Source organism: Pedobacter sp. AW31-3R, assembly GCF_052180285.1.
GTDB lineage: Bacteria > Bacteroidota > Bacteroidia > Sphingobacteriales > Sphingobacteriaceae > Pedobacter.
In genome coordinates this window covers 6060938-6085035 of the sequence record NZ_CP197475.1, presented here as the reverse complement: position 1 = coordinate 6085035, position 24098 = coordinate 6060938, and the positions used below count along the sequence as shown (strand labels likewise).

Genomic DNA, 24098 nt, shown 5'->3' with positions numbered 1-24098 from the left:
AAATAATATGAGCAGAAACCTATTTATAGATTATTTGAAAGGAGTGGCGATTTTTTTGGTTGTTTGGGGACATGGACTACAATTTCTGGATACCCAATATAATTGTTATCAAAATCCGGTTTTTCTATTCATTTATTCCTTCCATATGCCATTGTTTATGTGTATTAGTGGATATCTATTCGCCTTTAGTGCCAAAAAGAAACCGTTTACTGAAATGTTTAAAATCAAGTTTAAACAATTATTTTATCCGATTTTATGTTGGGGTTTATTATTTACCTGGTTGGTTTACTATAAAGAACTTGATGCTCTGCGTAATAAGGAGATGATACTGCGCTATATGTGGCTTTATATTAGGAGTTTACCTTATCATCTTTGGTTCCTGTGGTCATTGTTTGTAATATCGCTGATTGTATCATTTTTCGCAGTTAAGAAGAATGAAATGATGTTGCATTCATTGATATTCTTGGTTCTTCTTTTTACTCCCGATAATTTTGGTTTTTCCTATGTTAAGTTTATGTATCCATTTTTTATGATGGGATATTTTTACAATTTAAATGTAGAGAAATTGCAAAAGGTAAAAAAGTATTTTATTTATGCTTCTGCTGTGATTTTTCCTCTCTGTCTTCTCAGTTGGTCGAAGATTGATCTTATATATTTTACTGAAATGTCATTCTATCATTCTGCAACGAAAGAACATTTGTGGATAGTTCTATTTAGATATTTAATTGGATTTACAGGAGTTGTTCTCATGGTAACAGTGATAAGGAAATTCTTGTACTTTCCTCAGATCAAATTTATTACAACCATGGGGGTTTTTAGTTTAGGCATTTATATCATACAAACTGTTCTGTATTATATAGTTAAATTCTATTCTCCGATCCATGATTCAAACGTTTATGTATATACTTTTATATATACCATAATTTTAGCGTGTGTATTGATTATAATGAGTATCTCTATCACAAAATTAATGGGTAGGATACCTTTTTTGAGTCGGATTTTATTTGGTGGTAGGTATTAGGTGTTGTTTATCACAAATTACATGGATAGAATTAGAACCATTATTTGGAACCTGATATTATTGTGTTATTTTTGATTCTGGCAAATAATATAAATCATTTATTGGAATTCTACTCCTCATTTTTTTCTACAGGATAACGATTTAAACTTATAAAATAATATGCGAATTGCAATAGTTGGAACTAGAGGTATACCAAATCATTATGGCGGATTTGAGCAATGCGCAGAGTACCTCGCACTCGGTTTAGTGAAAAAAGGTTATGAGGTTTTAGTGTATAATTCTCATAATCATCCTTATCAAAAAAGCGAATGGAATGGTGTTCAGTTGAAACATTGTTACGATCCTGAAGATAGTTTAGGAACCGCAGGCCAGTTTATATACGATTTTAATTGTATTATGGATGTGCGAAAACGAAAAGTTGATATCATTCTTCAGCTCGGTTATACAAGTAGCTCTGTATGGGGTAAGATATTGCCTAGAAAAACCGTTGTCACAACCAATATGGATGGTCTGGAGTGGAAACGTACGAAGTATTCTGAAAAGGTGAAAAAATTCTTATTGGTAGCTGAAAAACTTGGAGTGAAACATAGTGATCACCTGATTTCAGATTCAATAGGTATTCAGGATTATTTAAAGGATAAGTATGGAAAAGATTCTACTTTTATTCCATATGGTGCAGATGTGTTTTTAAATCCTGATTTATCCGTATTGACTGAATATAATCTGGAGCAGAATAATTACGATTTGTTAATTGCGAGATTAGAACCAGAAAATAGTATTGAAATTATTTTGGATGGAGTGGCTAAGGCAAATGCTGGCCGTCCATTTCTTGTGATAGGAAAACATCTAACTACATATGGTGAATACTTGAAAGATAAGTTTAAGAACTATCCACTCATCAGGTTTGTTGGAGGTATCTATAACATTGATAAACTGAATACTATAAGGTATTATTCGAATATATATTTCCATGGGCACACAGTTGGTGGAACTAATCCATCGTTATTGGAAGCGATGGCTTCCAATAGCTTGATGTGCGCAAATGACAATCCGTTTAACAGATATATTCTGGGTGACGATGCCTTGTACTTTAATACACCCGATGAGGTCTGTAAGGTGTTACAGGAGGTAAATAAAACGGATGCTAGTCTTCAGCATTACTTGTCAAATAATACGGAAAAAATAAATGCTATTTATACTTGGGATAAAATTGTAGACCAGTACGCAGAGCATTTTGAGTCAATTAAAGGAAAATTAACGAGATAGATACTTAATCATGAAAAAAATCCTCATTACCGGCGGAGCCGGATTTATTGGATCTCACGTTGTAAGAAGATTTGTGAATACTTATCCTGACATTGAGATTGTTAACCTGGATAAATTAACTTATGCCGGCAACCTGGCTAATCTGAATGATATAGAAGGGCAATCAAATTATCGCTTTGTAAAAGCTGATATCACTGATTCGGAAGAAATTAACGCTCTTTTTAGAGAGGAGAATTTTGATGCTGTAATTCATTTGGCTGCCGAGTCTCATGTAGACCGTTCAATTACCGATCCAACTGCATTTGTGATGACCAATGTAATCGGTACAGTAAACCTCCTGAATGCCGCAAGGGAATTCTGGAAAGGTGATTATGATAAAAAAAGATTTTATCATGTATCAACTGATGAAGTGTATGGTGCATTAGGTGAAACGGGCATGTTTACTGAAACAACTGCATACGACCCGCATAGTCCTTACTCTGCTTCTAAAGCGAGTTCAGATCACTTCGTAAGAGCGTACCACGATACTTATGGATTAGATGTTGTGATCTCTAATTGCTCAAACAATTATGGGTCTCACCACTTCCCGGAAAAATTGATTCCATTGGCCATTAATAATATTAAAAATAATAAACCTGTTCCTGTTTATGGAAAAGGAGAGAATGTTCGCGACTGGTTATGGGTTGAAGACCATGCGCGTGCCATAGATGTTATTTTCCACCAGGCAAAAACCGGTGAAACGTATAATATTGGTGGACATAATGAATGGAAGAATATTGACCTGATTATGCTGCTATGTAAAATCATGGATGAGAAGTTAGCACGTGAACCTGGTTCTTCAGCGAAACTAATTACGTATGTTACTGACAGGGCAGGTCATGATTTGAGATATGCCATTGATTCTACTAAATTACAGGAAAAATTAGACTGGGTGCCAAGCCTTCAGTTTGAAGAAGGTTTGGCCAAAACAGTTGACTGGTATTTAGAGAATGAAGAATGGTTGGAAAATGTTACTTCTGGCCAATACAAGAAATATTACGAAGACCAATACACAGAAAGATAAATGAAAGTAACGGAAACAAAATTAAAAGGCTGTTTTATAATCGAGCCTACGGTCTTTAAGGATGCAAGAGGCTATTTCTTTGAAAGCTTTAATGAACCGAAGTTCGAGGCTTTAACGGGTGAGAATGGACATTTTGTTCAGGATAACCAATCCGCTTCTACCTATGGTGTAATCCGGGGATTACATTTTCAAAAAGGTGAGCATGCCCAGGCCAAATTGGTTAGGGTAATTGAAGGTAAAGTTCTGGACGTTGCTGTAGATATCAGAGAAGGATCTGAAACCTATGGTCAGTGGGTGGGGGTTGAGCTTTCTGCTGAAAATAATACGCAGTTATATGTGCCAAGAGGCTTCGCTCATGGGTTTTCCGTATTAAGTGAAACTGCAGTGTTTGCTTATAAGTGTGATAATGGTTATCATAAAGAATCGGAAGGCGGACTGAGGTTTAATGATCCTGATTTAGGTATTGATTGGGGGATCCCGGAGGATAAAATGAACTTGTCTGAAAAAGACCTTATCCTTCCATTCTTGAAATCTTAATAGATATATAAATTTTAAAACTTAGAAATCTTGAAAATATTAGTATTAGGTGCTTCAGGTCAACTTGGACAATGTTTAAAGGCCGTTTCTTCAGGAAGAGGAATCAACGGTCTGGAATTTCCGGATGAAACTGCTGGTAATATTCTGAATAATGATGCCCTGAAAGCTTTATTCCAGGAAAAGCAGCCCGACTTTGTAATTAACTGTGCGGCATATACTGCAGTGGATAAGGCGGAGGATGATATTGATCTTTGTAGAAAGGTGAATAAAGATGGCGCAGCGAATGTAGCAAAGGCTTGTAAGGACTTTAATGCGAAGTTGGTTCATGTTTCTACTGACTTTATTTTTAAAGGCGACAGGGTTGAGCTTTTAAAGGAGGATGATGTTGCTGAACCGATCAGTATTTATGGTGTTACCAAATTGGAAGGTGAATTTGATGTAGTTGATATCCTTCCTGAACACTATATCTTAAGGACCAGTTGGCTGTATTCGGAGTTTGCGAATAATTTTGTAAAAACGATGCTGAAGCTTGGGGCTGACAGGGATGAACTGAATATTATAGCTGATCAGATTGGTACGCCTACATATGCTATCGATTTGGCTGGAGCTATTCTGGATATCATAGCATCAGGTAATTCTGCATACGGAGTTTACCATTATAGTAATGAAGGTGCGATTTCCTGGTTTGACTTTGCGAAAGCAATTTTTGAAATTAGTAATACTCAGGTAAAAGCGAATCCTATTCCTACTTCTCAATACCCAACAAGAGCTGAACGCCCTAAATTTTCAGTAATGGATAAGACAAAAATTAAGAAGACGTTTGGAATAGAAGTCCCTTATTGGAGAGATAGCTTAGTTGAATGTATAAAACAATTAAACATTAACGCTTAAAAATATAACATGAAAGGTATAATTCTAGCAGGAGGAAGCGGAACAAGATTACATCCCCTTACCTTAGTGATGAGTAAACAAATGATGCCGGTTTATGATAAACCGATGATTTACTATCCATTATCTACCCTGATGCTTGCGGGGATAAGTGAAATTTTAATTATTTCAACACCTCACGATCTGCCAAATTTTGAAAAACTATTGGGAGATGGAAGTAGACTAGGATGTAAATTCTCTTATGCAGTTCAGGCTGAACCAAATGGATTGGCGCAGGCATTTGTTATTGGGGCAGATTTTATAGGTGATGATAAGGTGGCCTTGGTTTTAGGTGATAATATTTTCTATGGTGAAGGCATGTCAAAACTATTGCAGGCAAGTGCCGACCCTGAAGGTGGGGTTGTCTTTGCTTACCAGGTTTCCGATCCGGAGCGTTATGGTGTAGTAGAATTTGATGAAAATAAAAAAGCAATCAGCATTGAAGAGAAACCGGTTCAACCTAAATCTGACTATGCCGTTCCTGGTCTTTATTTTTATGACAACAGTGTAGTTGAAATTGCCAAAAATATTAAGCCATCCCCAAGAGGTGAATACGAGATTACTGATGTAAACAAAGTTTATCTGGAACAAGGGAAATTGAAAGTTGGTGTATTGAGCAGAGGAACTGCCTGGCTGGATACAGGAACGTTTAATTCGTTGATGCAGGCTGGTCAGTTCGTTCAGGTAATAGAAGAAAGACAAGGACTTAAAATAGGCTCTATTGAAGAAGTTGCATACCGTATGGGATACATTGACGCGGAGCAACTGAAAACGATAGCTACTCCTCTGGTGAAGAGCGGATACGGACAGTATTTACTCAAATTGATTAAGTAACCCATTTAGTGAGTATATGAAAAAGGCAACCATTGGTTGCCTTTTTCATTAAAAAGAGTTGTTAGTTCCAGTTCAGGTCTTTAACTTCATTGTAAACTTTCTCTATACCATCTTCTAAAGATATTTTAGCCTTCCATCCTTTTGAATGGAGTTTACTTACGTCCATTAGTTTTCTTGGCGTTCCGTCGGGCTTGGATAAATCTTTGATAATTTCACCTTCATAGCCAACAATTTTAACAACGAGTTCTGCCAGGTCAATGATAGAAATATCCTCTCCAACACCAATATTCACAAGTCCTTCTTCATTGTAATTTTCCATCAGATAGAAACAGGCATCAGCCAGGTCGTCAACATAAAGAAACTCTCTTTTTGGCGTACCTGTACCCCATATGGTAACTGAAGGTGCATTTGTATTTTTAGCTGTGATGACTTTCCGGATCATCGCTGGCAATACATGAGAATTGTTCAGGTCATAATTATCGTTAGGGCCATATAAATTTGTGGGCATAACAGAAATATAATTACAACCATACTGAGTACGGTAGGCATCACACATTTTTATACCAGCGATTTTGGCCATAGCGTAGGGTTCATTGGTAGGTTCCAATTCGCCCGTTAACAAGTAATCTTCTTTTAAAGGCTGTGGAGCTAATTTCGGATAAATACATGATGAGCCCAGAAACATAAGCTTTTTCACATCGTTAAGATACGAAGAGTGAATAACATTGTTCTGGATCATCAGGTTTTCATAAAGAAACTCCCCGCGATAAATGTTGTTGGCAAGAATGCCACCAACTTTTGCTGCTGCAAGAAAAACGTAATCAGGTTTTTCCGCTGCAAAGAAATCTTCCACATCACGCTGATTGCGAAGATCAAGTTCTTTTGAGTTTCGTGTAATGATCTGGGTAAAGCCTTCCTGCTTTAGTTTCCTTACTATTGCAGAGCCAACCATACCATTGTGTCCGGCTACGTATATTTTAGAATCTTTTTCCATTATAATTTTTAAATGATCAACGGCGGCTTATTCGAATTGATTTTTCACTGAATAACCAGCTTCTTTTAACATTTTTTCCTTACGGAAATATTCAACATCAGATGTCATCATATCATTAACTAAACCGGCAAGATCATACTTTGGTTCCCAGTTTAATTTTGATTTGCATTTCGCTGGATCTCCAATTAATAGATCAACTTCAGTAGGACGGAAATAACGTTTGTCTACTGCAACTACTTCTTTACCAATTTCAACCTGATAGTCTGGATTGCTGCAGGAAACTACTGTACCTCTTTCCTCTGCACCTTCACCTGTAAAGGCTAAAGTGATTCCAACTTCATTGAAAGCCATTTTTATAAAGTCACGAACAGTTGTAGTTACGCCTGTTGCAATAACAAAATCTTCAGGAGTTTCTTGTTGTAAGATTAACCACATGGCTTCAACATAATCTTTTGCATGTCCCCAGTCTCTTCTTGCATCTAAGTTTCCAAGATATAATTTATCCTGCATGCCTAACGCAATCTTAGCTGTTCCACGAGTAATTTTTCTGGTGACAAATGTTTCTCCTCGTAGTGGGCTTTCATGGTTAAATAAGATACCATTACAAGCAAACATGCCGTAAGCTTCACGGTAATTTACTGTAATCCAGTAAGCGTACATTTTAGCAACTGCATAAGGAGAGCGTGGATAGAATGGGGTAGTCTCAGACTGAGGTACAGCCTGTACCAATCCATACAATTCTGAAGTGGAAGCTTGGTAAACCTTAGTTTTATTAACCAGACCAAGGATTCTGATGGCTTCCAGAATTCTAAGCGTTCCAATCCCATCGGCGTTAGCGGTGTATTCAGGTGTTTCAAAACTTACCTGTACATGGCTCATTGCACCTAAATTATAGATTTCATCAGGTTGAACTTGTTGAATAATTCTGATTAAGTTAGTAGAGTCACTTAAATCGCCATAGTGTAAAACAAAACGAACATTGCTTTCATGTGGATCCTGATATAGATGATCAATACGATCTGTGTTAAATAATGAACTTCTACGTTTAATACCGTGAACTTCATAACCTTTTTTTAACAATAGATCTGCTAAATAAGAGCCGTCCTGGCCTGTGATACCTGTAATTAGAGCTTTTTTCATTTGTTTACAATTTAATTCTTTTATATCAGTTTTGTAACGGGTTGCGATGAATTGAAAAATTAATTATGATTATAAGGTCAAACTTTAATTATCATTAAGATTATTTTCATGAAAACTTGATGATTTCTTAATATTTATAAAAAAAAGTGACATTTATCTTCAACAAATATATTCATTTCTACTTAAATATCTATATTCGTGTATAATTCACACTAATGATTTATAGAAACATATAAAAAACAAAACATACGGTCAGTGTAATTTTTGGCTGTCTTTGTATATATTGCATGTAATTTAAAAGGAAACAACATTTTTATAAAATATGAAGAATATCACTAATATTTGCTGCATAGGTGCTGGTTATGTAGGTGGTCCGACAATGGCAGTTGTTGCTAAACAATGTCCGGGTATTAAGGTTACAATAGTTGATTTAAATGAGGCGCGTATAGCTGCCTGGAATGATCCTGATGTAAATAATATTCCTGTTTATGAGCCTGGACTAAGTGATGTTGTTGCCGAAGCCCGTGGAAGAAATCTTTTCTTCTCAACTGATGTGGATAAAGCAATCGATGAGGCACAGATGATTTTTATATCTGTGAACACGCCAACAAAAACTTATGGTGCCGGAAAAGGAATGGGTGCCGATTTAAAATGGATTGAGCTATGTGCAAGACAAATTGCAAGAGTATCAAAAACAGATAAAATCATCGTTGAGAAGTCTACCTTACCGGTAAGAACTGCGGAAGCGGTTAGGGATATCTTACAAAACACAGGTAATGGCGTTAAATTCCAGGTATTATCTAACCCAGAATTTCTTGCTGAAGGAACGGCTGTAGAAGATTTGTTAGCTCCGGACCGTGTTTTAATTGGGGGAGATTCAACTGAAGAAGGACAGGAAGCCATTCAGGCATTGGTTGATATTTATGCACAGTGGATTCCACAGGAGAGAATTCTGACTACCAATGTATGGTCATCAGAGCTTTCCAAGTTAGTAGCTAATGCATTCTTAGCACAGAGAATTTCATCAATTAATGCCATTTCTGAACTGTGTGAAAAAACAGAGGCAGATATCAATGAAGTTTCGAGAGCGATCGGGACCGATAGCCGTATTGGCCCTAAATTCCTGAAAGCATCAGTCGGTTTTGGTGGATCTTGTTTCCAAAAGGATATTCTGAATCTTGTTTATATTTCACGTTCCTTTGGTTTGCGCGAAGTTGCGGATTATTGGGAGCAGGTTATCATTATGAATGATCACCAGAAGAAAAGATTTGCATTGAATATTGTCCGTAGTTTATACAATACGGTATCTGGCAAAAAAATTACTTTCCTGGGTTGGGCTTTCAAAAAGGATACAAATGACACACGTGAATCTGCGGCTATATACGTTGCAGATGAGCTGTTAAATGAACAGGCTGAGATTAAGGTTTACGACCCTAAAGTAGGTGAAAAGCAAGTTTATGATGATTTGAACTACCTTGAAACTAGGAAACCAGAGGAAAATACCAAAGGTTTGTCTGTCTTTGAGGATCCATATGAAGCATGTAAGGATGCACATGCCATAGCTGTTCTAACAGAGTGGGATGAATTTAAAGATTACGATTGGCAAAGGATTTATGACAATATGCTTAAACCAGCAAAAATATTTGATGGACGTAATTTACTTGATGCTGAAAAGCTCAGAGCGATTGGCTTCAAAGTTCAGGCTATTGGTGTGAAGTAATATACTTCATTAATGATAAAAGTAATAAGGTCGCTCTATCAAGCGACCTTATTACTTTTATCATTCTTTTTTAAAAGGATTTATTGATCTTTAAAATTAATCCAAAGGAATCATTTAAGAGTTCTCCTTTATCAAAGGATGTAGCAAAACCCACATTAATCCCATCCTTTAAGGGCTTCATACTTTCAAGATAGAAAGATAGTTGTTTAACTTTCTCAAATACATTTCCATTATTAGGTACTACTATTGGCCCGGTAACACGTCCATATTGACTGGTGCCAAAAGTGCCATAATTATGTGAGTAAGTAACTTTTGTGAGTACTGACCAGTCTTTGATTGCCCCCTCCAATCCTAGATGAATGGCAACAACCCGATTATTAATAAAATATTCATTTCTAGATTCCTGTCCGTCTTTGGCATCCTCTCTTCTTGTGATTAACGGATTTCCCAATCCCATATTCATGTACGACCATCCATTTCTATAATAATAATTGTTGTAATAATCTTCATCACCCGATTTTGTCGGTTTTGACCACGGATACCCCGCCTGGTCTTTTGTGTAAAATAGTTCGGTTAGAACTTTTTTCCACTTGATGAGATTTTTTTGTGTATTAAAATTCTTGTTCTCTATAGTAATTCCCGTCAATCCATCTTTGATGTTGGCTAATTTGGATAATGCACCTACATCATAAAAGTTTTGCCTGTAGAGGCTCAGTTTAACAGCATCAAAATTATATTCCACGCCAAGATCTAAAGATCCTATTTGGTTTCCAATTTTAGATCTTGGGGTCCCTTTACCCCCGTAGGCCTGCCCGGTCAATACATACTTGAACGTTTCCAGGTTTGATAGTTTGAATGCCGATCCATAGATTTCCCTTTCATTACCCCAAACTACCTGATGATTAAATCCACTGTAAAACTTAAATCTCCAGTCTGCTTTTCCTACTCTCACATATAAAGATTTCTGGTGAAAATAAGTGTCCTGATAATGTGCTGTACTATTGACTGCATTATAGATTGACTTTCTACCGAACCATCCGTGTAGGAAATTACCTTTTACAGAGAATAAACCATCAAATACTGGAATGGAATAATATTCAGGAATTGATAATTCTATTCTAGGTACACCTGGAGCATTACCAGAGATAGCAAAATTTCCAGAGCTAAGTGTAGTGTCTCCATTCAGCCCCATTACATTTCTGCTCCTTCCGGCAGTAATATTAAGGACACCTATTCTGGCTTTGGCATATCCTTCTATCAATTGGAGGTTGGATCCTTTACCAATGTTAGCCCTGCCTTCAAAACCAAATCCCCAGTCGAGTAATTTTCTTTTCTTATGGATACTATCTGTTGTAGATAAAGGGCTAAATTCTTTATAAGCACGACCAATAAAACTTTGAGAGATACCTGTTAAAGGAACTGAACCAAATTGATTTGATCGCATCCAAAATGGTACTTCGTCGTTCGTAGTACCCATGGACTGAGATTCTATCTCAAATTTAATAGGTTTTTTCTGGGCAAAAATAGTGTTGAAAGTAAGAGTGGTAAGTAAAAATGTAAAAATGGCTTTTGGATTGATCTCCAGTAGGATTTTAATCATAATTAGTCAGGGAAAAGTGTAAATACTTGTAGGTTAATAGCTAATATTCTTTGTATAACGTAAATATTACATAAATCGTTTGATTTATAGTATGAAAACTATGTTAAGTTGGTATTATGAAAGTCTTTATTGCAGTAAAGGTTTGAATGGTGTTAACTATATATCCTGATAAGGATAAGGGCTATAATAAAACAGAATGATGACATTGAAATGGTAATCATAGCTGATAGCTCTACATTACCGCAATTAACTCTTATAATTTATAACACAAAATTACCATCGCTCTGTTATAGGGACTGGCTATCTTTTATATCGGCGATTAGGAAGGGCAGGGTAGATAACAAGGATATTACCTACCTCAACCGATTGAACAAGAAATTTTTAACCAAAACACCATTACTACTTTGGGGAGTAGCCTGAAGATTTAACGCTTAAATTATTAATATAACATGACTAAGATTACAAAGATTTGCTGCATAGGTGCCGGATACGTGGGCGGACCTACTATGGCCGTAGTAGCTAAACAATGTCCGGATATCAAAGTGACCATTGTAGATTTGAACGAGGCACGTATTGCTGCCTGGAATGATCCCGATGTAAATAACATTCCTGTCTACGAACCGGGTTTGAGTGAGGTAGTTGCTGAAGCACGTGGACGGAACCTGTTTTTCTCTACAGATGTAGATCAGGCAATTGAGGAGGCAGAGATGATTTTTATCTCTGTGAATACACCAACGAAAACCTATGGTGCCGGAAAAGGTATGGGAGCCGATCTAAAGTGGATTGAATTGTGTGCAAGGCAAATTGCAAGAGTATCGAAAACAGATAAGATTATTGTAGAGAAATCTACTTTACCGGTAAGGACTGCTGAAGCGGTAAGGGATATTTTACAGAGTACAGGGAGTGGCGTTAAGTTCCAGGTATTGTCTAATCCGGAATTTCTTGCGGAAGGTACGGCAGTGGAAGATTTGCTAAGCCCCGATCGCGTTTTGATTGGTGGGGATAGTACAGAAGATGGCCAGGAAGCGATACAAGCTTTGGTTGATATTTATGCACAGTGGATTCCGAGGGAAAGAATCCTGACAACGAATGTATGGTCGTCGGAATTATCTAAACTGGTAGCCAATGCTTATCTGGCGCAAAGGATCTCTTCTATCAATGCAATCTCTGAACTGTGTGAAAAAACGGAGGCAGATATCAATGAGGTTTCAAGAGCCATTGGGACAGATAGCCGTATTGGTCCGAAATTCCTGAAAGCTTCTGTGGGTTTTGGGGGATCTTGTTTTCAAAAGGATATTCTAAATCTGGTTTATATTTCACGTTCTTTTGGCTTGCCTGAAGTAGCAGATTATTGGGAACAGGTGATTATTATGAATGACCATCAGAAGAAAAGGTTCGCGTTGAATATTGTGCGTAGCTTATACAATACTGTATCTGGCAAGAAGATCGCGTTTCTGGGCTGGGCTTTTAAAAAGGATACGAACGATACCAGGGAGTCTGCAGCTATTTACGTGGCCGATGAGTTGCTGAATGAGCAGGCAGAAATTAAGGTGTATGATCCGAAGGTTACGGATGTTCAGATTTATGGTGATCTGGATTATTTGGGTTCCAGACAACCCGAAGTAAATTCAAGAGGAGTGTCGGTGTTTGATGATCCTTATGAAGCTTGTAAGGATGCCCATGCCATAGCTGTTTTAACAGAATGGGATGAATTTAAGGATTACGATTGGCAACGGATATATGACAATATGCTGAAGCCTGCAAAGGTATTTGATGGCCGGAATTTATTGGATGCTGAAAAGTTGAGGACAATAGGATTTAAAGTCCAGTCAATAGGGGTAAAATATTAATTTTAAATCCAAAAAGAAAAGGGCTGAATCCATGGATTCAGCCCTTTTCTTTTTGGATGGACTTCAAATGTGACAAAGCCTGCTTTTTGAATGAGCAGGCTTCTGGAATTAATCAATGATTTAAGATATGGATCTTAATTGCATTTATTACTTTTTTTAAACTCCTCATTATATATCTTCAGGCTTGCTTTTAACAATTGTCTGGCTACATGGATTCTGGTTTTTACTGTCCCAATTGGGATATTGAGTTCCACTACGATTTCATGATACTTATAACCTTCAAAGTACCGGAGAAATGGAATAGAATATTGAGTACCCAGCAGGCTAATGGCTTTGCTGATGTCTTTTCCCATAAAATGGTAAGTCGCCAGGTTATCTGTTGCACTTTGTGAGAGTTGCTCATAATTGAGCTCTTCCCGTGTATCTATGATTCCCCTTTTTATATTCTTAGATCTGTAATTGTTGATAAAAGTATTCTTCATGATGGTGTATAACCAGGCTTTGATATTGGTTCCGCTTTTAAACATGTTTTCATAACGCATCGCCCTAAGTAGGGTGTCCTGCACCAGGTCGTCTGCATCATCAAGATTATGGGTAAACTTCATGGCGAATAGCTGAAGGGCCGATTTGTGATTACAGATTTGAGCACTGAAGGTGAGATTTTTCATAGGTTTTAGATAAATTGGGGAGATATCTTTGGAAACACAATCTATGTACCATTAAAAATAGTATTCTATTTAAAATTTTGTTAGAATTTATGCTTTTAATGATCGATAAGTGCCCTTTTATGTGATTAAAGGACTTTTTGAAGATGTTTTACTACGATATAATGAAAAAAGAAGGCTTAAACTGAATTTCGGCATGGAAGGTAATGAATGGCAATTGTATGTTTAAATATTCAGTACGTCTATTTTAAATGTCAAAAAGTTAAACAAAATGGAGGGAATCACTAAACTGTTTAAATAGAGCCTCTGGTTGTGTTTAATTACGACTACTAATTTCTTAAATAGTTTGATTCCGTTTCTTGAATAATCAATCCCTGCATTCTTTCGACTTTATGCCTATTAAAGTTGTTACAACCCTGATTTGGCATGGTTGGTGGTTGCCGATAAGCAATTAACACTCAGAGATTACTTCTATTTTTTTCAGCTGTTGCGATTATGCACGCGTTCCGCCACACGGGCATGAGGAAAGAAAAGCTTTTACCTGATTGAAAATTCCAATTGTTTACTTATAATATAACATTGATATGCCAAAGAAAATACTAGCTATCGCTTCGGTGGGGGGACACTGGATTCAGCTTTTACGACTGAAACAAGCATTTGAGGATATGAATGTCGTATTTCTCACTACCAAGAAGAGTTTTGCAACGATGGTGCCGGATCATAAGTTCTATGCTGTTACCGATTCGAACAGAAAGAGCAAGAGGAGGATGATGATGACCTTCGGGGAAATTTTTAAAGTGGTGCTGAAAGAGTTGCCGGATGTGATTATTACTACCGGAGCCGCACCAGGCTTAATGGGGCTGGTGATTGGAAAGTCATTAGGAATTAGAACAATTTGGGTGGATAGTATTGCCAATGCGGAAGAACTTTCGCTGAGTGGAAAAATTGCAAGGAAGTTCGCTTCTAAAGTATATACACAATGGCCGGATCTGGTGGAGGCCGATGTACAATTTGCAGGAAACGTTTTATGATTTTTATAACGATAGGAACTCAGGAACCATTTGACCGACTGATCGGGATGATGGATGAGATTGCAGGAATGTATCCGGAGGAGAGGTTTATTGCCCAGGTGTACGAGTCAGAATTGGTGTTACAGCATATGGAAGCACGTATTTTCTTAACACCAGAGGAGTATAAGGAGTTGTTTACGGAAGCACGTATTGTTATTAGCCACGCCGGTATGGGAACGATTCTTTCAGCGCTTACAGCTGGTAAACCTATAATTGTAGTTCCCAGAATTGCCGCCCTTGGCGAACACCGCAATGAACACCAGCTGGCAACCTCAGGAAAACTGCAACAGCTAAAGTATGTGTATCTGGCGAATAACAAAGTGGAGTTGTTGAAGTTAATGGACACCGCAATGAAAACTGGTTTGGTGGCTTTACATCAGGTGACTGATATGGCTTCAGCCGATTTACTCAACTCTATTAAAAGTTTTATCAATTCTTAGGTGGGTTTGTGATTTGCAAACAGAAGTGTTTTGAATGTTTATCTGAAACTTCCAATAAAGGTTAGGCATGACGGATAATGTGCAAAAGTGGTTTAAGATGTATTTACAGGCTAATTGATTTAAAGACACACAGTATATGTATATAATAAAAAGGGCGAAGACGGTTTTAGTGAAGGTTTATGGTTTATTGAAATATTATCGTTTGCCGGCGATAAATACCGGTGTTGCTATTCGTTCGAAAGCTGCTGTGATTAATTTTGGCGGCTTTTTATTGAATACAGATAAGGGCCGTTTTTCTTTTATTCTCAGTCAGTTTTTTTGTTTTAGCGGATTTGAACTGGTAATTAAACTGGATCAGCGGTTTTTCCTGAGAAAGGGTCCCTATAAAGAGCTGCTGCTTGAACAGGAGTATGCCTTAACCCGAAATACCGGTACGGAGCCACGTACAGTTACTTTAATTCAGCCTAATGGTAATCTCAAGAAGATTAGTTTTTACAATGGCTACCAGCTGTTGGATACGCCGATGAAGGATACTTGGTATCTTCCTTTTACACTTCACCCAAGATTTTACAAGGAGTTTCTTTCAACCTATGCATTGGCTGGATATAGAGAGATGAAATGTAATATGCGTATTTTTTTTGCCGGAAATGCAGATAGGACATTGTATGACAGTACGGTGTTGAAGGATAATTTTAAGGGCATAATTTCGAGGGTGGAGGTGCTTGACCACTTGGAGCTGACTTTTAAGGACAGTGAACAGGTACACATGATCTATGACAAACATGCTTTTTTCGATGTGCTTAAGAATGGTCTGGCAGCAGATAAGTTTGTGCGAAGTGAGGCCAGGACTCCAGATGGGGATTGGCTGACGATTATGGCACAGGCTAATTTCTATATATGCCTTCCAGGCGTGAGGATGCCATGGTCGCATAATGCGGTGGAAGCGATGTGCGTGGGTGCAATCCCAATTATCCAGTATGGCAATTTGTTTAGTCCCCCGCTTACACATATGGTGGATTGCCTTATGTATAATACATTGGAGGAGTTAGATGCAATGATGGTATTGGCACTGGCAATGCAGGATGAGGAAATGGATCGAATGAAAAGAAATGTGTGCCTCTATTATGATACATATATCGCCACCGAGGTGATTATAGATAAGATAAATTCCTTTTTTGCCTCTGATCGGGAAGAGCTGAAAATTGCTATCCCCTATTTGCAAAAGCCTTTACCTATATAGGGTGGGATGTTGTGCTTTTACCAATTGATTTGAAAATTTTTAAGAATTATACCATGATTCAAAACCTGAAGGGAAAGAAATCCCTTACTTATGTAGCCTTCGTTTTTTGCCTTTTTACGGCATCTTCCTGTGTGAATACCAAAAAGGTAACTTATTTCCAGAACCTGTCTATGGCCGACCAGTCGGTGATCGATTCTGTTGCCCGTTTTAATGAACCGGTAATCCAGAATAATGATTTATTGTCGGTGACAATCAATACTGTTGATCCGGAAAGTGCTTCGGTGGTGAACCAGTCCAGTACCCAAATGGGGGGAGGTACCTCGTCTAACCTGGCAAGGGAAGAGATTACTGGTTTTATGGTGGACCGTAACGGGGATATCCGCCTGTCTATTGTTGGAAAAGTGCATGTGGCAGGATTAACGACATTTCAGGCCAGGGAGCTGATCGAAGAGAAAGCCAAGCGGTATTTACAGGAACCAAGCGTGAATGTGCGTTTTGCCAATTTCAGGGTCTCAGTGATAGGAGAGGTGGCAAAACCTGCTTCTTATACGGTGGCGAATGAAAAGGCATCGGTGCTGGATGTATTGAGTCTGGCGGGTGACCTGACGATTTATGGCAAACGGGATAATATTACGGTGATTAGGGATGCTGGCGGAAAGAAAACGGTAGGACGGTTGAACCTGAATTCGGTTGATATTTTTTCGAGTCCTTTTTTCTACCTGAAACAGAATGACGTGATTTATGTCGAGCCGAATAAGGCCAGGGTATTGTCCTTGAATAGTGCAGCCCGTACAACTATTGTAGCGGTTATCGGAGCCATTTCTACTATCGTTTTAATATTGACCCGTATTTAATAATTTATAAAGTTCCTGCTGCGTAGCAGCTTAAGTACATAATTGACCGCTATATGAGTAATAAAAAGTTTGATCAGGTGATGGATGAGTTCGATAATGACCGCGGTTTCGAGAACCTGTTGAGTAAGTTTGTCAGTAACTGGTATTGGTTTGTGATTTCCTGTTTTCTAGGTTTTCTGCTGACTTGGTATATTGCCAAAATACAGACGCCAATGCATTTGATTGATGCCAAGGTGTTGATCAATGATCCTAAGTTAGGTGCCTCAGCAGGCGACGGAGCCCTGGGGTCTTTGACGGGCATGACAGGATCTGTGGTAGAGAATGAGGCAGAAGTGCTGCGTACCCGCTTTCTGATGGAGAGTGTGGTGAAGGAGATGAAGCTGAATATCACATATTTCAGTAAAGAGAGGTTTAGGGATGAAGAGTTGTATGCTTCGCCATTTATTGTGGATGTGGTGGAATATGCAGATACAATTGCCTCTACGACTATGGATGTGGAGTTCCTCTCCAGCGGAAAAATAAGGCTGACGAATGACTTGATGGATACGGTTGTTTCTTATAGCAAGCCTTTGAAGGTGAAAGGATTGGGTTTGATGCAGATCTTGAAGACGAGTACTGCACCGAAATCTGGTGATTATATATTCACAGTGACTTCTGTGGATAAGGCCGTGGAAAAGCTGACTACGGCAATGATTGTGCTGGTTCCGAATAAAGCTGCTTCTGTAATTGATATTACGTTTAATTATCCCCTACCAGGAAAAGGCGTAGATATTATGAATACTTTATTGAATAATTATGTAAGGAAAGGCCTGGAGAATAGGAATAAGGTAGCAGATACTACCTATGCATTTATCCAGAACCGGCTGAAGTATTTAGGTGGGGAACTGGGAAGCCTGGAAGGTAATATCCAGACGTTTAGGCAGGATAATAAGTTGACAGAGATGTCGCAACAGGCTACACAGCTGATTTCCAATAATGCACAATTTGTAAATGATTTGTCGCAGGTGGAGACTCAGATTAGCGTGCTGACGAGTCTGCAGGAATACTTGCAGGAGGATAAAGGGAGGGTGGTGCCCAGTTCATTGGTGGTGAGCGATCCTACATTTAGTGAACTGGTGCAGAAGTACAATACAATGCTGCTGGAACGCGACAGAAGAATGATGGGCGTGACAGAGGAAAATCCGATGATTATTAATCTGGATAAAAGGATCGCCAATTTGCGTAGTGATATGATGGCGAGTTTAAGCAGCAGCAAGAATTCCCTTGGTATTACCCGCGCTTCATTGCAACGGAGAATTAAGACAGTGGAAGGACGTGCACAAGGCGTGCCGGCTACGGAACGCAATTACCTGGATCTCGCCCGCCAGCAGAAGATTAAAGAGGATCTTTTTATCTTTTTAATGCAAAAGGGTGAGGAAACGGCCATCTCGAAGACCAATAATATTTCAAACTCAACTAATATTGATCCGCCGAAAGCGGAGACGAGCCCATTCAGTCCGAAGAAGGGGGTGTATTATTTTGTAGGGATCTTTTTAGGACTGGTGATTCCTGCGGCATTGATTTATCTGCGCTTTTTGCTGAATACCAAAATAGATTCGAAGGCCGATGTAACCGACAGAACGAATGTTCCGATTATGGGCGAGATTTCGCGCAATACGGATCAGTCTAAATTAATTATTACGGATACAGCGCGTGACGTGATGTCTGAACAGTTCCGTGCTTTACGTACGAACTTGCGGTTCTTTTTAAAAAACCCAGCCGAGAAGGTGATCCTTTTTACGTCGAGCATGTCGGGAGAAGGGAAGTCTTTCGGTTCGATTAACCTGGCAAGCATTTTAGCGCTTTCAGGAAAGAAGGTGTTGCTGATGGAAATGGATTTGCGTAAACCTGGTGTGTCAAGCAAGCTGAATATTCGTGGAAATGTTGGTTTTACCAGTTATATTATAGATACCAGCTTGAAGGTGGAAGATATTGTGAAACCGCTTCCAGCATTAAATAATTTGTTTTTTATGAGTTCGGGTGCCTTACCACCGAACCCCGCAGAGATGATCATTAGTCCCCGGGCTGAACAGCTGTTCGCGGAAGTAAGGACGCAATATGATTATGTAATTATGGATGCCCCACCGATAGGGATTGTGACAGATGCACAATTGATTGGCGACTATGCCGACTTATGTATATATGTAGTGAGGCAGAATTATACGCTTAAATCGCAAATTTCTATTGTTCAGGATCTTAAACGTCATAAAAGCATGAAGAACATCGGGATTTTGGTGAATGATATCACCTCACAGCAAGGATCGGGATATGGGTACGGTTATAATTATGGCGATTATAGCCATACGGTTACACCTACGATATGGCAGAAACTTTTCTCCCGTTTTAAACGCCCCTAATTTTTAACAGCGTGGTTGAATAGTGCAGTTTTAACAGTGTGTTTTTAGGATGTAAGTTTTAAAACGATAGTATACAACAAGAGTAATTAGAACAATAGTTTTTATGGATACTTCCCCTTTTTTTTCAGTTATTATTCCGGTGCACAATAAGTTGCCACACCTGGAGCGGTCAATAAATTCTGTGCTGAAGCAAACGTATGCAAACCTGGAATTGATTGTTGTTGATGATGCCTCGTCTGATGGATCGTCAGAGAAGTTGATGGAGTTTACCGATCCCCGCTTGACTTTGCTGAAGCGGAATGTTCCCGGCGCCGGAGGTTACGCAGCGCGAAACCTTGGTATTAAACATGCAGCGCACGACTGGATTTGCTTTCTGGATGCCGATGATGAATGGAACCTGAATTTGTTAAATACGATTAAGGATACGGTTTTGCTGCACCAGGGAATGGAGTGTATTACCTGGGGATGGATGAATGTAAATGGAGAGAAAAAGGTAGTGGATAAGACGTCGAGGCTAAACACCAACTATCCTTTCCGAAATTTTGATTTGAAGGATTTATTTAATCAACGCCATACTTTATGGACGGGGGCGGTGTGTTTTAAGAAAGGTCTGATCACACGTGCTGGTATGTTTCCTGAAACGGGTTTTAAACGTGGCGGAGATGTGGATACCTGGATCAGGTGCCTGTATTATAGTAAGGGGAATGTGTGGATCAATAAGGTGATGTCTTTTTATTATCAGGATGCCGTGAATATGGTCACGAAGACCATAAAGAGAGAGTCGCTTTATATTTTTTCCCCTTTTTTACTGAAGCTTAAAAAGGATTCGGAGAATGTGAAGTTAGTGGATGCCATTAAAAGTTTTCAGAATAACAGAATTTATACTATTCTGAGGTGGCAAATTATTGAGCGGCAACCGCTGGATTATGAGCTGATCAGAAGTCTGAATTTTTCTCCTGAGGTGATGCCGATGATGGGGAAGTTATTGTATAATAAAGTAAAATATACTTTCAAATCTGTGGAACAACACCCGGCCGCAACAAATCATAAGATTTAAACGCTGATAAGAAACTACAATGAGAATTGTGGTGGTTTCAGAACCATTAAAATACAATTACCCACTAATGAAGATAGCTTTTTTTTACAGACAATTGGGTCAGGGTGGCATTCAGCGCATGATCGTGAATTGCGCCAATTTTTTCAATGACCATGGCCATGAGGTTACGCTGATCCTGATCAAACCGGGTGGGGCTTACCATGAGCTTCTGAATACGGGGGTGAAAGTGATTTATTTTGAAACGATTAGTCAGTTGCGCCTGGTTGGGCAGCTGAGTGGGATTTTAAAAAAGGGAAATTTTGATCTGTTGTATACTGCTACACCAGACCTGAATGGTTTTACAATTCTGGCGAGGATGCTTTCCGGAACGAAGACTAAGGTGGTGATCTCTGAAAGGAACAATACCCTGGTGTTTTTCAAAAACATGAAGTGGAGCCTGTCAAAGCTGAGTTTCCTGACCATTCCTTTCTTGTACCGCTATGCAGATGCAATTGTGGCGGTATCTGAAGGAGTGAAGAAAGGGCTCAAAAATGTAGCCTTACTGCAGGAGAAGCGTATTACTGTCATCTATAATCCTGCGTATCCCCCTTTGTTGGATGATCAGCTGAAAATTCCGGTAGTGCATGACTGGTTTGAGGATAAAGATGTCCCGGTGATTGTCACGGTAGGCCGGCTTACAGAAGCTAAAAATCATGTATTATTGCTGGATGCAATGACTTTACTGCGGTCAAAACGACCGGTACGCTTGATTATTGTAGGGGAAGGCCCGATGAGGGATGTATTGAAACGCAAAATCCAGGTTTATAATTTAGGTGGAGTGGTAGAGTTGGCAGGTTTCCAGTTGAACCCTGTGGCTTGGATGAAATCGGCCGATGTGTTTGTTCTTTCATCAGATTATGAGGGTTTTGGGAATGTGCTGGTGGAAGCATTGGCTGCCGGGACTACGATTGTTTCGACGGACTGTAATTATGGGCCTGCAGAGATTGTCGGTACTGATTTCGGCTATCTTACGCCAACCGGAGATGCCCGTTCACTTGCTGGACAGATTGATTATGCACTGGATCACCCAATTGATAAGCTGAAATTGCGGAGCAGGGCACAGGATTTTAGTTTAGACCATATTATGGAACAGTATTCCCGGTTGTTTAAGTCGCTGTTGGAATAATAGGAGCAGGGAAAGTTGATAGCGACAGGTGCCCATTGGGGGGGTGTGAGAAATGAGATACAATGTGATTTAACAAAAAAATAAAGGCGATGAAGTTATTAGTGATTACTCCTTTTAAGAACGAACAGGGTTCTATTGCGATGAATATCGAATCTGTCATCAAACAGGGGATTCATCCGGTGAAATGGATTATGATGGATGACTGTTCTGATGATGAATCGCCAGCTATAGTAAAGGAATACCAGGAGCGTTATCCTTTTATTCATTATCACCGCCGGGAGAAAACCGGAGGGGCGAGGGCAACTGGAAATAATGTGGTGGATGCATTCAATGAAGGATTGCAGGTTGCTGACAGTTTGGGTGTGGAATGGGATATCGTGTCTAAGTTTGATGCGGATATTATTATACAGCGCAGTGATTACTACAAGTTCATTCTAGGCAAATTTGCCTCTTTTCCACTATTGGGTATTGCAAGTGGCGTTACTTATATTGAAAAGGAGGGTGTGAAGGTAATAGAATCCAAGCATAAATGGCATACCCAAGGGCCTACAAAGTTCTACAGAAAAGAGTGTCTACTGGCTATTGGAGGTCTTCGCCCATTTAAAGGATGGGACGGGATTGATAATATGCTCGCGCGTTCGAATGGATATATTACAGAAAAGTTTTTTGAACAGGAAGTGCTCCACCTTTACCCTACACAAACACGGACAACAGAGGGCGGATTTGCGCAGGGATTACGGAGGGAAGCAAAAGGATACCGGAATATAGGATATCCTATGTATATGTGTATCTTCAGGTCATTGCGATTGGCTAAGGATAAAGGGTTATACCACAGTTGGTTATTTTTCTATTACAGTGTAATTGCATTGCTTTCACAAAAGCCGATGATTACTGCAGATGAAGTAAAGATCGTGAAGGCTTTTATGCGAAAAAGGTGGAAGAATGATTTTGTATATACGGGTAGTGTAAGTTGAGGACAGGAGTTAAACAATTTAAATAAAGAGACAAGTGCAAAAAGAGCGGCAAACCGTTAAATCATTTTTTTTCAAGAATTTCTTCGTCTTGTGCCTGGTGATCCTTGGCCTCACTTCATTGTGCCTGTTACTGGATCACCATCAGTCTGAATTCACAGTTTCGGTATTGGAGGTGACTTTTATGTTCTATGCGGTGGCATCTTACCTATGGACAAGGGGAACAGACTCCCCTTTGATGATCACGATACGCTGGTCGTCGTTTTTTTATGTCGTCATTTCCTATGTGTATGCTGTGGTGTATAAAGAGCGAAACGTACTCGATTTCATCATGATCTACAAATGTTTCTTTTACCTGTTTTTCCTAACCTTCCTTTCTGGTAAAACACTAATTGCCTTTAAAACGACCAATTGGATGTTTATCATCCTACTGGGTTTGTTTATTCTGAAATATGTGGCCTTGATTGTAATTATGAAGGAGGATAGGCCTACGCTATACATGGAGAACAATTTTGAACTCATGCTGATTTATGCGCTTTTCCTGGTTCGGTATTCGGCTACGAAGGGAAAATACCTGCATTTTCTGGGTTTGGTGGGGCTGATTACGATTTTGTCTTTATCCAGGGCTTCGTTACTGATGTATTCGGTGATCGTGTTGTTTGTGATTTATGATTCATTTAAAAAGACCAGGGTTTTCTTTATCCCCGGTGCCATCATGGTGTTGGGTGCTGTGGTATATTATATTTTTACACAGCGCGATGCCAATCTGGAAGAAGTGGACAGGTATAAGTTCATGCTGGTATGGTGGTCGAATATACACGATTGGAATATTTTACAGTGGTTGGTGGGCGCTGAGCGGATTACTCCTTTAAGTGCATACTCCTGTAGGGTAATGGGATATTTTGTGAATTTGTTTAGTTATGCGCATGATGGAAGTTGTTATTCTGTGGTGCTGCATTCTTTTTTATTCAGGATTATATACGACCATGGTTTGTTGGGGCTTGTTTTTGTTGTCGGCTCTACCTGGGCATTGATGGCAAAAAATAAGGTTGCCCCCAAAATTATTTTGGTGTTTATTACTATTGTGCTGATTAATGGCCTTTCGGTTTCCTCTTTTAATAACCTGTTTTTTGCTATTAGCATGGTGTTCCTGATGACTACAAATATGGAATTTCCTAAAGAGGAAGAGGCACAGGAGCAAATTGAGGAAAAAGAAACTGAGGGCGAAGCAGCGACTGCTCTGCGCTAGATTGTTTGGAATGAAATTGATGAGCTGAAGGATGATGAA

The 24098-nt window shown here is 39.0% G+C and carries 21 protein-coding genes; 17 read left to right on the top strand and 4 right to left on the bottom strand.

What is annotated here, in order from left to right:
- Window positions 1–7: 7 nt before the first annotated feature.
- The 6 genes from ACSBL2_RS24815 to rfbA all read left to right on the top strand — a co-directional run bounded on the left by ACSBL2_RS24815 (window position 8) and on the right by rfbA (window position 5648).
- Window positions 8–1021: an acyltransferase family protein gene (locus tag ACSBL2_RS24815; RefSeq protein ID WP_442589244.1), complete on the top strand. Its 1014-nt coding sequence runs from the start codon at window positions 8–10 to the stop codon at window positions 1019–1021.
- A 159-nt stretch (window positions 1022–1180) separates the two neighbouring features.
- Complete coding sequence (locus ACSBL2_RS24810; RefSeq protein WP_442589243.1) at window positions 1181–2287, top strand: DUF1972 domain-containing protein; 1107 nt, start codon at window positions 1181–1183, stop codon at window positions 2285–2287.
- Window positions 2288–2297: 10 nt separating this feature from the next.
- Window positions 2298–3350, top strand: coding sequence for a dTDP-glucose 4,6-dehydratase (gene rfbB, locus ACSBL2_RS24805; protein ID WP_442589242.1), 1053 nt, complete (start codon window positions 2298–2300; stop codon window positions 3348–3350).
- Window positions 3351–3887 (top strand): dTDP-4-dehydrorhamnose 3,5-epimerase, encoded by a 537-nt coding sequence (gene rfbC / locus ACSBL2_RS24800; RefSeq protein WP_442589241.1) that lies wholly within the window; start codon window positions 3351–3353, stop codon window positions 3885–3887.
- A 30-nt stretch (window positions 3888–3917) separates the two neighbouring features.
- Window positions 3918–4778: a dTDP-4-dehydrorhamnose reductase gene (gene rfbD, locus ACSBL2_RS24795; protein WP_442589240.1), complete on the top strand. Its 861-nt coding sequence runs from the start codon at window positions 3918–3920 to the stop codon at window positions 4776–4778.
- A 9-nt stretch (window positions 4779–4787) separates the two neighbouring features.
- Window positions 4788–5648: a glucose-1-phosphate thymidylyltransferase RfbA gene (rfbA, locus tag ACSBL2_RS24790; protein WP_442589239.1), complete on the top strand. Its 861-nt coding sequence runs from the start codon at window positions 4788–4790 to the stop codon at window positions 5646–5648.
- Window positions 5649–5709: 61 nt separating this feature from the next.
- Here rfbA and fcl read toward each other — a convergent pair whose 3' ends face one another.
- Both fcl and gmd read right to left on the bottom strand, forming a co-directional pair.
- Window positions 5710–6642, bottom strand: coding sequence for a GDP-L-fucose synthase (gene fcl / locus ACSBL2_RS24785; RefSeq protein ID WP_442589238.1), 933 nt, complete (start codon window positions 6640–6642; stop codon window positions 5710–5712).
- A gap of 27 nt (window positions 6643–6669) precedes the next feature.
- On the bottom strand, window positions 6670–7782 hold the full coding sequence (gmd, locus tag ACSBL2_RS24780; protein ID WP_442589237.1) for a GDP-mannose 4,6-dehydratase: 1113 nt from the start codon (window positions 7780–7782) through the stop codon (window positions 6670–6672).
- A gap of 322 nt (window positions 7783–8104) precedes the next feature.
- On the opposite strand from gmd, the gene ACSBL2_RS24775 reads away from it, so the two are divergent.
- Window positions 8105–9502, top strand: coding sequence for a UDP-glucose 6-dehydrogenase (locus tag ACSBL2_RS24775; protein WP_442589236.1), 1398 nt, complete (start codon window positions 8105–8107; stop codon window positions 9500–9502).
- Window positions 9503–9572: 70 nt separating this feature from the next.
- Here the strand turns inward: ACSBL2_RS24775 and ACSBL2_RS24770 are convergent, their stop codons facing one another.
- Window positions 9573–11102 carry a capsule assembly Wzi family protein gene (locus ACSBL2_RS24770; protein WP_442589235.1) on the bottom strand — a complete coding sequence of 510 codons (1530 nt, stop codon included), beginning with the start codon at window positions 11100–11102 and terminating at the stop codon, window positions 9573–9575.
- Window positions 11103–11551: 449 nt separating this feature from the next.
- Here ACSBL2_RS24770 and ACSBL2_RS24765 point away from each other — a divergent pair, with 449 nt between their 5' ends.
- Window positions 11552–12952, top strand: a complete 1401-nt coding sequence (locus ACSBL2_RS24765; protein ID WP_442589234.1) for a UDP-glucose 6-dehydrogenase — start codon at window positions 11552–11554, stop codon at window positions 12950–12952.
- Between the two features lie 134 nt (window positions 12953–13086).
- On the opposite strand, the gene ACSBL2_RS24760 is transcribed toward ACSBL2_RS24765, so the two are convergent.
- Window positions 13087–13620, bottom strand: coding sequence for an RNA polymerase sigma factor (locus ACSBL2_RS24760; protein ID WP_442589233.1), 534 nt, complete (start codon window positions 13618–13620; stop codon window positions 13087–13089).
- Between the two features lie 581 nt (window positions 13621–14201).
- Between ACSBL2_RS24760 and ACSBL2_RS24755 the strand changes: the two genes are divergently transcribed.
- The 9 genes from ACSBL2_RS24755 (at window position 14202) to ACSBL2_RS24715 (ending at window position 24059) form a co-directional block, all read left to right on the top strand.
- Window positions 14202–14648: an oligosaccharide biosynthesis protein Alg14 gene (locus tag ACSBL2_RS24755; RefSeq protein WP_442589232.1), complete on the top strand. Its 447-nt coding sequence runs from the start codon at window positions 14202–14204 to the stop codon at window positions 14646–14648.
- On the top strand, window positions 14645–15127 hold the full coding sequence (locus tag ACSBL2_RS24750) for a glycosyltransferase (protein WP_442589231.1): 483 nt from the start codon (window positions 14645–14647) through the stop codon (window positions 15125–15127). The genes ACSBL2_RS24755 and ACSBL2_RS24750 overlap by 4 nt, the downstream gene beginning before the upstream one ends.
- Window positions 15128–15263: 136 nt before the next feature.
- Entirely contained in the window at window positions 15264–16367 is a 1104-nt protein-coding gene (locus ACSBL2_RS24745) for a hypothetical protein (protein ID WP_442589230.1), read from the top strand.
- Between the two features lie 29 nt (window positions 16368–16396).
- Window positions 16397–17221, top strand: a complete 825-nt coding sequence (locus ACSBL2_RS24740) for a polysaccharide biosynthesis/export family protein (protein ID WP_442589229.1) — start codon at window positions 16397–16399, stop codon at window positions 17219–17221.
- A gap of 53 nt (window positions 17222–17274) precedes the next feature.
- Window positions 17275–19617, top strand: a complete 2343-nt coding sequence (locus ACSBL2_RS24735; RefSeq protein ID WP_442589228.1) for a GumC family protein — start codon at window positions 17275–17277, stop codon at window positions 19615–19617.
- 103 nt (window positions 19618–19720) lie between these two features.
- On the top strand, window positions 19721–20674 hold the full coding sequence (locus ACSBL2_RS24730; protein WP_442589227.1) for a glycosyltransferase family 2 protein: 954 nt from the start codon (window positions 19721–19723) through the stop codon (window positions 20672–20674).
- Window positions 20675–20741: 67 nt separating this feature from the next.
- Window positions 20742–21839 (top strand): glycosyltransferase, encoded by a 1098-nt coding sequence (locus tag ACSBL2_RS24725; protein WP_442589226.1) that lies wholly within the window; start codon window positions 20742–20744, stop codon window positions 21837–21839.
- An 89-nt stretch (window positions 21840–21928) separates the two neighbouring features.
- On the top strand, window positions 21929–22813 hold the full coding sequence (locus tag ACSBL2_RS24720; RefSeq protein WP_442589225.1) for a glycosyltransferase family 2 protein: 885 nt from the start codon (window positions 21929–21931) through the stop codon (window positions 22811–22813).
- Between the two features lie 34 nt (window positions 22814–22847).
- Window positions 22848–24059, top strand: coding sequence for a hypothetical protein (locus ACSBL2_RS24715; protein ID WP_442589224.1), 1212 nt, complete (start codon window positions 22848–22850; stop codon window positions 24057–24059).
- Window positions 24060–24098: the final 39 nt, after the last annotated feature.